4 protein-coding genes and 2 rRNA genes are annotated in these 10,605 nt (G+C 61.1%); 5 read left to right on the top strand and 1 reads right to left on the bottom strand.

What is annotated here, in order from left to right:
* The 5 genes from VF672_RS23105 to recD form a co-directional block, all read left to right on the top strand.
* Positions 1-253: ribosomal RNA gene (locus VF672_RS23105) — 23S ribosomal RNA — on the top strand; the annotation flags it as partial.
* A gap of 163 nt (positions 254-416) precedes the next feature.
* Positions 417-532 (top strand): 5S ribosomal RNA (rrf, locus tag VF672_RS23100).
* Between the two features lie 186 nt (positions 533-718).
* The gene (recC, locus tag VF672_RS23095; protein ID WP_331107287.1) at positions 719-4,204 is read left to right on the top strand and encodes an exodeoxyribonuclease V subunit gamma; all 3,486 of its coding nucleotides are present in this window, start codon (positions 719-721) and stop codon (positions 4,202-4,204) included.
* Positions 4,201-7,899, top strand: a complete 3,699-nt coding sequence (gene recB / locus VF672_RS23090) for an exodeoxyribonuclease V subunit beta (protein WP_331107285.1) — start codon at positions 4,201-4,203, stop codon at positions 7,897-7,899. The genes recC and recB overlap by 4 nt, the downstream gene beginning before the upstream one ends.
* Positions 7,896-9,983 carry an exodeoxyribonuclease V subunit alpha gene (gene recD / locus VF672_RS23085; RefSeq protein WP_331107283.1) on the top strand — a complete coding sequence of 696 codons (2,088 nt, stop codon included), beginning with the start codon at positions 7,896-7,898 and terminating at the stop codon, positions 9,981-9,983. Before recB ends, recD begins: the two co-directional genes overlap by 4 nt.
* A gap of 3 nt (positions 9,984-9,986) precedes the next feature.
* Here recD and VF672_RS23080 read toward each other — a convergent pair.
* Positions 9,987-10,605 (bottom strand): amino acid ABC transporter ATP-binding protein (locus VF672_RS23080; RefSeq protein ID WP_331107280.1); only part of this gene is annotated, 619 nt, incomplete at its 5' end.

Below are 10,605 nucleotides of genomic sequence, written 5' to 3'. Positions count from 1 at the left end.
CTAGTACGAGAGGACCGGAGTGGACGAACCTCTGGTGTTCCGGTTGTCACGCCAGTGGCATTGCCGGGTAGCTATGTTCGGAATAGATAACCGCTGAAAGCATCTAAGCGGGAAACTAGCCTCAAGATGAGATCTCACTGGAACCTTGAGTTCCCTGAAGGGCCGTCGAAGACTACGACGTTGATAGGTGGGGTGTGTAAGCGCTGTGAGGCGTTGAGCTAACCCATACTAATTGCCCGTGAGGCTTGACCATATAACACCCAAGCAATCTGCAGGCTTTGCAAGAAGCCACCAGATTGCGGTGACTGTGAAGACGACACGAACCGAAAGTTTGCCGCACACGACGCACAACGTTACCTGCGCTATCACATACCTGATTTACCGACACGTCGAAAGACGGTTCGGTACCCGAATTTCTTGACGACCATAGAGCATTGGAACCACCTGATCCCATCCCGAACTCAGCAGTGAAACGATGTATCGCCGATGGTAGTGTGGGGTTTCCCCATGTGAGAGTAGGTCATCGTCAAGATTAAATTCCGAAACCCCATCTGCTAACGCAGATGGGGTTTTGTTTTTTGGGCGCAAAAAGCTAGAGCATAATCTGCACGTAAACAAACATCGCGTGACCAGACCTACCGCTCGACCAACATCGGCCGCTAATGACCCCTCTCCCTCTGTTAGTCTTCCTCTCTTTGAAAGACCAAGGGACGCAGCTATGCCGGTGACATCCAATCTCAACCCCGGGTTCATGGTGGTCCATGGAAACCGCCTGGATGAGCTGCGTGGCCTTGTGGTGTCATGGATGCGGCGTTACCCCCTGATGCCCCTCGAAAACGAGGTAGCGCTGGTACAGAGCAACGGTATTGCGCAGTGGCTGAAGCTCGCTCTGGCGGAAGATGCGCAAGAAGATGATCAAGGTGGCTGCGGTATCGCCGCTGCCATTGATGTCCAGCTCCCTGGCAGCTTCATGTGGCAGCTCTACCGTGCGGTGCTAGGCAAAGCAGAGATCCCCGAAACCTCATTGCTCGATAAAGCACCGCTGACCTGGCGTTTGATGCGCCTGCTGCCCTGTCTGATCAACCAGCCCCATTTCGAGCCGTTGCAGCGGTTCCTGACGGCTGATACCGATCTGCGCAAGCGCTACCAGTTGTCAGAGCGGCTGGCTGACCTGTTTGACCAATATCAGGTCTACCGCGCCGACTGGCTTGAGGATTGGGCCGCAGGCAAGCACCAACTCAGAACGGTGAGGGGAGAGGCCAAGCCGCTTAAAGCGGAGAATTGCTGGCAAGCCGAACTATGGCGCGCGCTGCTGCATGACGTCGGGGCGGAGGGAATGGCCCAGAGTCGTGCGGGCGTGCACCAGCGTTACATCGAATGCATCAACAGCCTGACTGAGCCACTCTCCGGTCTTCCTGCCAGAGTGATTGTGTTCGGTATCTCCTCGCTGCCGGCCCAGGCACTTGAGGCGCTTGCCGGGTTGGCGCGTTTTAGTCAGGTCCTGCTCTGCGTTCACAACCCTTGCCGCCATCACTGGGCAGATATCGTGGCGGACAAAGACCTCCTGCGTCACGAATACAAACGCCAGTCTCGAAAGCCGGGCATGCCGGTCGTGCTGGACCCTGATGCACTGCACCAGCACGCTCACCCCTTGCTTGCCGCGTGGGGCAAGCAGGGCCGTGATTACATCAATTTGCTCGACAGCCATGACGACCCCAACAGCTACCGTTCGATATTTCGTGACGGGCGCATCGACCTGTTCAGCGAAAACGAGCCCAACACGCTCTTGAATCAACTTCAAGACGATATCCTTGAGCTGCGCCCACTGAGCGAGACCCGCGAAGTCTGGCCGCCTGTGGATATCAAAACCGACCGCTCGATCCGCTTTCACATCGCTCACAGTGCCCAGCGGGAAGTGGAGGTGCTGCACGACCAACTGCTCGCGCGTTTCAGTAAGGACCCGGATCTTCGTCCACGTGACGTCATTGTCATGGTGCCGGACATCGACAGCTACGCCCCTCATATACGCGCAGTGTTCGGCCAGCTGGATCGAGACGATCGCCGCTTCATCCCTTTCACCCTCGCAGACCAGGGCCAACGTGGCCGCGATCCTTTGCTGATCGCCGTCGAGCATTTGCTGAAAATCCCCGATAGCCGATTCCCGGTCAGTGAAATTGTCGATCTGCTGGACGTTCCCGCCTTACGGGCGCGCTTTGGTATTGATGAGCGCGACCTGCCGACCCTGCATCGCTGGATTGAAGGGGCAGGTGTGCGTTGGGGGCTTAATGCGAAACAGCGCGAAGGGCTGGGGCTGCAGGAGCAGCTTGAACAGAACAGCTGGCATTTCGGTCTGCGCCGGATGTTGCTGGGTTATGCGGTGGGTGCGGGTGCGGCGTACGACGGCATTCAGCCGTATGACGAAATCGGCGGGCTGGATGCGGCGTTGATCGGCCCGCTCGTTTCGCTGATAGATGCGCTTCAGGTGGCTCACAACGAACTCTCTCAGCCCGCGACGCCTGCGATATGGGGTGTGCGGCTGCAAGCGATCATGCAGCTGTTCTTCATGGCCGACAGCGAGCACGACGACTATCTGCTGAGTCAGCTGGAAACGCTGCGGGAAACCTGGCTGCAGACGTGCGAGACGGTCAGCCTGGAAGAGGAATTACCGTTAACGGTGGTACGCGAAGCCTGGCTGGCCGGGCTGGATCAGGGGCGCTTGTCACAGCGCTTTCTGGCAGGCTCGGTCAACTTCTGCACGCTGATGCCGATGCGCGCCATTCCGTTCAAGATTGTCTGCCTGCTCGGCATGAATGACGGTGATTACCCGCGCGCGCAGCCGCCGCTTGATTTCGACCTGATGGGCAGCGACTACCGTCCCGGTGACCGTTCCCGTCGAGAAGATGATCGCTATCTGTTGCTTGAGGCGCTGCTGTCGGCCCGCGATCAGCTTTACATCAGTTGGGTGGGGCGCAGCATTCGCGACAACTCCGAGCGTCCGGCATCGGTGCTCATCGGGCAATTACGCGACCATCTTTCCAGCGGTTGGCGGTTGGCCGATGCAATCGAGCCCGAGGACGACAAAAGGCGTGATCCGGGCCAGCAGCTGCTGCATACGCTTACAGTCGAGCATCCGCTGCAGCCGTTCAGCAGCAAGTATTTCCAGGAGAACCCGGAGTTCTTCAGCTTCGCCCGCGAGTGGCAGGTGCTGCACGAAGCCGTCACCGAAGCAGGCGAAGCAAAGCCGCTTGAAAAGCACCGGCAGGAAGAGCCCTTGAGCCTGATGCAGCTGCAGGATTTCCTGCGCAATCCGGTCAAGCACTTCTTCAGTCAGCGCTTGAAGATATTCTTTGAGGTCGCCGAAGCGCCGCTGGCAGACGAGGAGCCCTTTGTGGTTGACGCTCTTGAACGCTATGGCCTCAGCGACAGCCTGTTGCAAGCTGCACTCACAGACCCTGAGCACGTTCAGGCGTCGCTGAATGCCCAGGCAACGCGCCTGCAGGGCAGCGGCTTGCTGCCAATGGCCGGGTTCGGCACGTTGCTGCAGGATGAGCTGATCGAACCATTGCCGGATCTCGTTGCTCGCTACCATGACCTGCTGATCCGCTGGCCGGTTCGGCTGCACAGCGCGCTGCCGGTCAGCTATCAGCATCAAGGCGTCGAACTTGATGGCTGGGTCGATGGGCTTTATCAGAACCCCGAAAATGAATTACTCGCAATCACCGCTATCCCCAACGCGATTGCCAGCAAGAAGACGCGTAAGTGGCATCGCCTCACCAAACCGTGGGTCAACCATCTCGTTGCCTGCGCGTGTGATCTGCCGTTGACGACCGCGCTGGTGGCCAGCGACGAAACCCTCTTGCTGCCACCGCTGGACAAAGACACGGCCACGCGCACCCTCAATGACCTGTTGCTGGCTTGGCATCAAGGCATGCAGCGACCGCTGCCGGTTGCCGTAAAAACGGCATTTGCCTGGCTCGGACAGAGCGATGAGGTCAAAGCCGAAAGCGCTGCGCGCAAAGCCTATGAAGGCGACGGTCAAAACACCAAGGGTGAACGTGCCGAAAATACCGCGCTGGCACGACAGTTCCCGGATTTCGACGCCTTGTTGGGCAGCGAAGAATTCATCGGCTGGTGTGAGGCGTTGTACAAACCTATTTTTGAAGCCCCGTGGCAAACCCTGTCTCGCGAGGAGGCCGGCGCATGAGTAATGCACAACAACCTTTGGCGCTGCGCTTCCCGCTTAAAGGCAGCCAGCTCATTGAAGCCAGTGCCGGCACTGGCAAGACGTTCACCATCTCGGCGCTGTACCTGCGCCTGGTGCTAGGGCATGGCAGCGAGGCTTCGGGGTTCGGCCGTGAGCTGTTGCCGCCGCAGATCCTGGTGGTGACGTTCACTGACGCGGCGACCAAGGAATTACGCGATCGTATTCGCACGCGACTGGCCGAGGCCGCTCGGTTCTTCCGTGAAGAAATCGAAGCGCCTGACGCATTGATCGCCGGTTTGCGCGACGAGTTCGCCATCGAGCAATGGCCCGGCTGCGCCAGTCGTCTCGACATCGCGGCTCAGTGGATGGACGAAGCGGCGGTTTCGACGATTCACAGCTGGTGTCAGCGCATGCTGCGTGAGCACGCTTTCGACAGCGGCAGCCTGTTCACCCAAAGCCTGGAAACCGATCACAGCGATCTGCTCGGCGAAGTGCTACGCGATTACTGGCGCAAGTTCTGTTACCCCATGAGCGGTGACGCGCTGCTCTGGGTGCGCGACAACTGGAGCGGCCCCGCAGCGCTGCTGCCCAGAGTGCGTGCGCTGTTCGGCAGTGAACGCGCGATCGTGACGCAGACACCGACGCAGATTATCGAGCAGTCGATCCAGGAGCGTCGCGACGCCCTCAGGCAACTGAAGGCACCATGGGCCAACTGGGCTGCTGAGTTGCATGCGATCTGCATCGACGGGGTGGCGTGCAAAGTGGTCGATGGCCGCAAGATGCAGGAGCGTTATTTTCGGCCCTGGTTCGACAAGCTGATTGCCTGGGCCAATGACGATGAGCAGGAGCAACTGGACCTCGGCACCGGCTTCACTCGGCTGACTCCGGACGGCATCGCCGAAGCCTGGAAGAACAATCCGCCTTCGCATCCCGCGTTCGAAGCGATGGTTGAGCTCAAGGTCGCGCTGGACACGCTACCCACGCCCGATGCCGCGGTGCTCGAACACGCTGCGCAATGGGTCGGCGCGCGCTTTGAAGAAGAGAAGCGACGCCGCGCTGAAATGGGCTTCGATGACATGCTGCTGCGTCTGGATGCTGCCTTGCGCGGCAGCGGTGGCGAGCGTCTGGCGACTCTCATTCGCGAGCAGTTCCCCGTTGCGTTGATTGATGAATTCCAAGACACCGACCCGGTGCAGTACCGCATTTTCGACAGCATTTATCGGCTTGAAGCCAATGACGAAAGCACCGGGTTGTTCCTCATCGGCGACCCGAAGCAGGCGATCTATGCGTTTCGCGGCGCCGACATCTACACCTACCTGCGGGCCCGTCAGGCCACCACAGGACGTTTGCACACGCTGGGCACGAACTTCCGTTCCAGCCATGCGATGGTCGATGCCGTGAACCATGTGTTCATGCGCGCGGAAGATAGCGAGGCCGGTCGCGGTGCGTTTCTGTTCCGCACGCCTGAGGACAATCCCGTGCCGTTCCTGGCGGTCGGGTCTCAGGGCCGCAAAGAAAGTTTGCAAGTCGGTGGGCAAGTCCTCGCGGCGCTCAACGTCTGGCAGCTGGAAACCGATCAGCCGGTATCGGGCACGGTTTATCGAGAACAACTGGCAGCGAGCTGCGCCAGTGAGATCGTCCGTCTGCTCAACGCCGGCCAACAAGGGCAAGCGGGTTTTGTCAAAGACGGCGACTCTTTGAAGAACATACTGCCTGCCGACATTGCGATCCTGGTGCGTGATGGCAAGGAAGCACAAGCCGTCCGTGGCGAGTTGTCGGCCCGCGGTGTGCGCAGCGTGTATCTCTCGGACAAGGACTCGGTATTCGCCGCACAGGAAGCCCATGATGTGCTCGCCTGGCTCAAAGCCTGCGCCGAACCTGACGCCGAGCGAACCCTGCGCGCCGCCCTGGCCTGCATCACCCTCGCATTGCCACTGGCCGAACTTGAGCTACTGAATCAGGACGAGCTGGCGTGGGAAAACCGCGTCATGCAGTTCCGAGACTACCGACGCATCTGGCGCACCCAAGGCGTGCTGCCGATGCTGCGACGGCTGCTGCACGACTTCAAATTACCGCAAGCGCTGGTTCAGCGAACCGATGGCGAGCGAGTGCTGACCAATCTGCTGCACCTCAGCGAACTCATGCAGCAGGCCGCCGCCGAGCTGGACGGCGAGCAGGCCCTGATTCGTCATCTGAGCGAGCATCTGGCGCTTTCCGGTCAAGCCGGGGAAGAGCAGATCCTGCGCCTTGAAAGTGATGAGCAGCTGGTCAAGGTCGTGACCATTCACAAATCCAAAGGCCTGGAATACCCGCTGGTGTTCCTGCCCTTCATTTGTTCGACGAAGCCCGTGGACGGCAGCCGCCTGCCGCTGCACTTCCACGACGCCGACGGCCACGCGCAGATCAGTCTCAAGCCCACGGCGGCGTTGATCGAGCAGGCGGATGATGAGCGCCTGGCGGAGGACCTGCGTCTGCTGTATGTGGCACTGACCCGTGCGCAACACGCCTGCTGGCTCGGCGTTGCAGACCTCAAGCGCGGCAGTAACGGCGCGTCGATCCTGCATCGTTCGGCGCTGGGTTACTTGCTCGGCGGCGGGCAGAAGTTGGCAGAGTCAACAGCACTGGGCCACTGGTTGCGATCGTTGGCAGAAGACCACCCGGCCGTGAGGGTGGAACCTGTGCCGCTGCCCACCACCGAGTCCTTCAGCGCGCCGCGCAACGAGGTCGCGTTGAGCAAGCCTCGCATGCCCCGACGCAGCGCGCGGGAGAACTGGTGGATCGCCTCCTACAGTGCGTTGCGCATCGGCGACACCATCACCGACAGCGGCGATCAGTCCCCGGACAGCCCGCAGGCGCAAAAGCTGTTCGACGACGAACGTCTCGATCCGGATGCGCCGCGCGAGGCAATGGCCAGCGGCGGCGACATTCACCGATTCCCGCGCGGCCCCAACCCCGGCACCTTCCTGCACGGCCTGTTGGAGTGGGCGGGCGAAAAGGGCTTTGCCGAAGCGGCTGCCGATCCGCTATCGCTCGATAAAGTGGTTGCCCAACGCTGCAATCGTCGCGACTGGAAAGGTTGGATCAACACACTGACCGACTGGCTGCAGCACCTGCTGACCCTTCCGCTGCGCCTGGGCGCGGACGTGCAGCCAATGGCCTTGTGCGGGCTGGATCAGCCGAATCAGTACCGCGTCGAAATGGAGTTCTGGTTCGCCTGCTCGAAAGTCGATGTGGCGCAGATGGACGCGCTGGTTCGCCGCTACACCCACAACGGTGCGCCTCGGGCCGCCGCTGAAACGGCTTCGCTGAACGGCATGTTCAAGGGCTTCATCGACCTGACGTTCGAGCACGAAGGCCGTTACTTTGTCGGGGATTACAAGTCCAACTGGCTGGGCGTGGACGACGATGCCTACACCGAGCAGGCGATGGAGAACTCCATTCTGGACAACCGCTACGACCTGCAATACGTGCTTTACCTGTTGGCCTTGCACCGTCAGCTCAAGGCGCGGCTTGCCGACTACGATTACGACCGGCACATGGGCGGCGCGGTGTATCTGTTCGTGCGCGGCAGCCGCGCAGCGAGCCAGGGCGCATGGTTCACGCGGCCGCCGCGCGAGTTGATTGAAAGCCTTGATCTGCTGTTTCAGGGCAAAGCACCGATCGAGGCCGAAGCGCTGTCAGGAGACCTCGCATGAACCGCACATTCGCTCATTTGCTGCCCACCGCGCTTGACCCCGACAGCCTGGCCGACCTGAAGCCTCTCAGCCGGGTGGACGACTTGCTGCTGTTGCTGCAGCGCTGGGTTGAACGAGGCTGGTTGCGCGCGCTGGACAAAGCTTTCGTGGCGTTTCTGGCTGACCTCGATCCCGCGGCCGATTCGCTGGTGTTGTTGGCAGCCACGTTGACCAGCCACCAGTTGGGCCACGGCCACGTTTGCCTGGACCTTTACGAGACCCTGAAAGAACCGGACTTCGCCTTGTCCCTGCCGCCCGAAGGCGATGTGCTGTCGACACCGATGCTGCTGCCGTCCTCGTTGCTCAAATCGCTCGACGGCGCGACGTGGTGCAAGGCGCTGGAAGCCAGCACGCTGGTTGCCCGTGCGGGAGACATGAGCGAGGCAGCGGCGCAGAAACCCTTGGTTCTATCCGATCGGCGCTTGTACCTGCGCCGCTATTGGACCTATGAACGGCGGATCGATGCAGCGTTGCGTCGTCGACTGGCTCAGGTGGAAACGGGCCCAAGCGATTTGCCCCAGCGTCTGGACGCGCTGTTCGGTCCGGCCAACCCCGCACCCGACGCGTTGATCGATTGGCAAAAGCTGGCGTGCGCACTGGCAACCCGTGGTGCGTTCAGCATCATCACGGGCGGCCCCGGTACGGGCAAAACCACCACCGTCGTGCGTTTGCTGGCACTGCTGCAATCGCCAGCGGTAGAGCGCGGCAAACCGTTGCGGATTCGCCTGGCGGCACCGACCGGCAAGGCGGCAGCACGCTTGACCGAGTCGATCAGTCATCAGGTGCAGTCGCTGCAAGTACCGGAAGACGTGCGGGAGAAAATCCCCAGCGAGGTCACGACGGTGCACCGCCTGCTGGGCAGTCGGCCGGGCACGCGGCATTTCCGTCATCACGTGGGCAACCCGCTGCCGCTTGACGTCCTGGTGGTCGATGAAGCCTCGATGATCGACCTGGAAATGATGGCGAATCTGCTCGACGCATTGCCACCCCACGCGCGAATGGTGCTGTTGGGCGACAAGGATCAATTGGCGTCGGTTGAAGCGGGCGCGGTGCTGGGTGATTTGTGCCGCGACGCGGAGGCCGGCATGTACAGCCCGCAGACCCAGGCGTGGCTCGAATCGGTCAGCGGCGAGGACCTTTCCAAAAGCGCCTTGCAGCAGGGCGATGAGCAGCATCACGCGCTGGCGCAACAGGTGGTCATGCTGCGGCATTCCCGGCGTTTCGTGGCGGGCAGTGGCATTGGCCAGTTAGCGAACCGCGTCAATCAGCAGCAGGACCAGGAAGCGCGCGCATTGCTCGCGGCTCGCCAATACCCGGACCTGTTTTCGTTGGTGCTCAAGGGTGAGCAGGATCGCGCGCTGTCGCGGCTGCTGCTCGACGGTCACGCCGACGGTCCGCAAGGTTATCGTCATTATCTGGGCGTCCTGCACGCACAGCGCCCGCAAGGCCTGACCCAGATCGAGGACCCGCGCTGCGTTGAGTGGGCGCGGCACGTGCTGCATGCGTTCGATGAGTTCCAGTTGTTGTGTGCCGTGCGCAAGGGGCCGTGGGGCGTAGAGGGGCTGAATCGACGGATCACTGAAACGTTGTTTGCTGCCGGGCTGATCGAGAGTGATCACCAGTGGTATGAAGGCCGCCCGGTGCTGATGACGCGCAATGACTACGGGCTGGGTTTGATGAACGGCGATATCGGCATTGCCTTGCGCCTGCCCGAGGGTCCGATCGAGGAGAACCGCCAGGCGCTGCGTGTCGCGTTCCCGCGTAACGACGGCAGCGGCGGCGTACGCTTCGTGCTGCCGAGTCGGCTCAATGATGTTGAAACGGTGTACGCGATGACGGTGCACAAATCCCAGGGCTCGGAGTTTGCGCACACCGCGCTGATTCTGCCGGAGGCGCTGAATCCGGTGCTGACCAAGGAGCTGATCTACACCGGCATCACCCGGGCAAAAAACTGGTTCAGCCTGATCGAGCCCCGTCAGGGCGTGTTCGAAGAAGCACTGCGACGCAAGGTCAAGCGCTTGAGCGGGTTGATGCTGGGGCTGTAAGGCTCACGCCTCTTTGCGCGCAGGGACCGGTTGCGCAATGGCGTTCTCCAGCCCCATGAACCTGCGCACCCGCTCGCCGCACTGATCGGCAAGGATGGTCTGGGGGGCGGCGTCTACCTGCACGATGCCGTTTTCCATGAAGATCACCCGATCGGAAATCGACAAAGCGAAGTCCATCTCGTGGGTGACGATGAGCATCGTCATGCCCTCTTTTGCCAGGTCGGCGATGACCTTTAGCACGTCGCCTACCAACTCCGGGTCCAGCGCAGAAGTGGGCTCATCGAACAGCATGATCTGCGGATCCATCGCCAACGCCCGTGCAATCGCCACGCGCTGTTGCTGACCGCCGGATAACTGATGCGGGTATTTGTGCGCATGGGCCAGCAGTCCGACCTTGTCCAGCAGGGCATAGGCGCGATGCTCGCTTATGGCCCGGTCGCGGCCGTGATAACGCGGCGCGAGGGTCACGTTGTCGAGAATGGTGCGGTGGGGGAACAGGTTAAAGTTCTGGAACACCATGCCAATGCGCTGCACGCCACGGCGGATCTGCGCCGCGTTGGGATTGTCGCCCGCATGAATGTAGCCCTCGCCAAACAAGATGATCTCGCCCTTGTCGATGGTT

The sequence above is a fragment of the Pseudomonas sp. genome, assembly GCF_036387035.1.
Lineage (GTDB): Bacteria > Pseudomonadota > Gammaproteobacteria > Pseudomonadales > Pseudomonadaceae > Aquipseudomonas.
The sequence above is the reverse complement of the archived record's forward strand: the minus strand, read 5'-3'. Positions and strand labels throughout refer to the sequence as shown.

Bases quoted from the DNA above. Each gene is read 5' to 3' on its own strand.
- recB (WP_331107285.1), top strand. From the start codon at position 4,201: ATGAGTAATGCACAACAACCTTTGGCGCTGCGCTTCCCGCTTAAAGGC.
- recD (WP_331107283.1), top strand. From the start codon at position 7,896: ATGAACCGCACATTCGCTCATTTGCTGCCCACCGCGCTTGACCCCGAC.
- recC (WP_331107287.1), top strand. From the start codon at position 719: ATGCCGGTGACATCCAATCTCAACCCCGGGTTCATGGTGGTCCATGGA.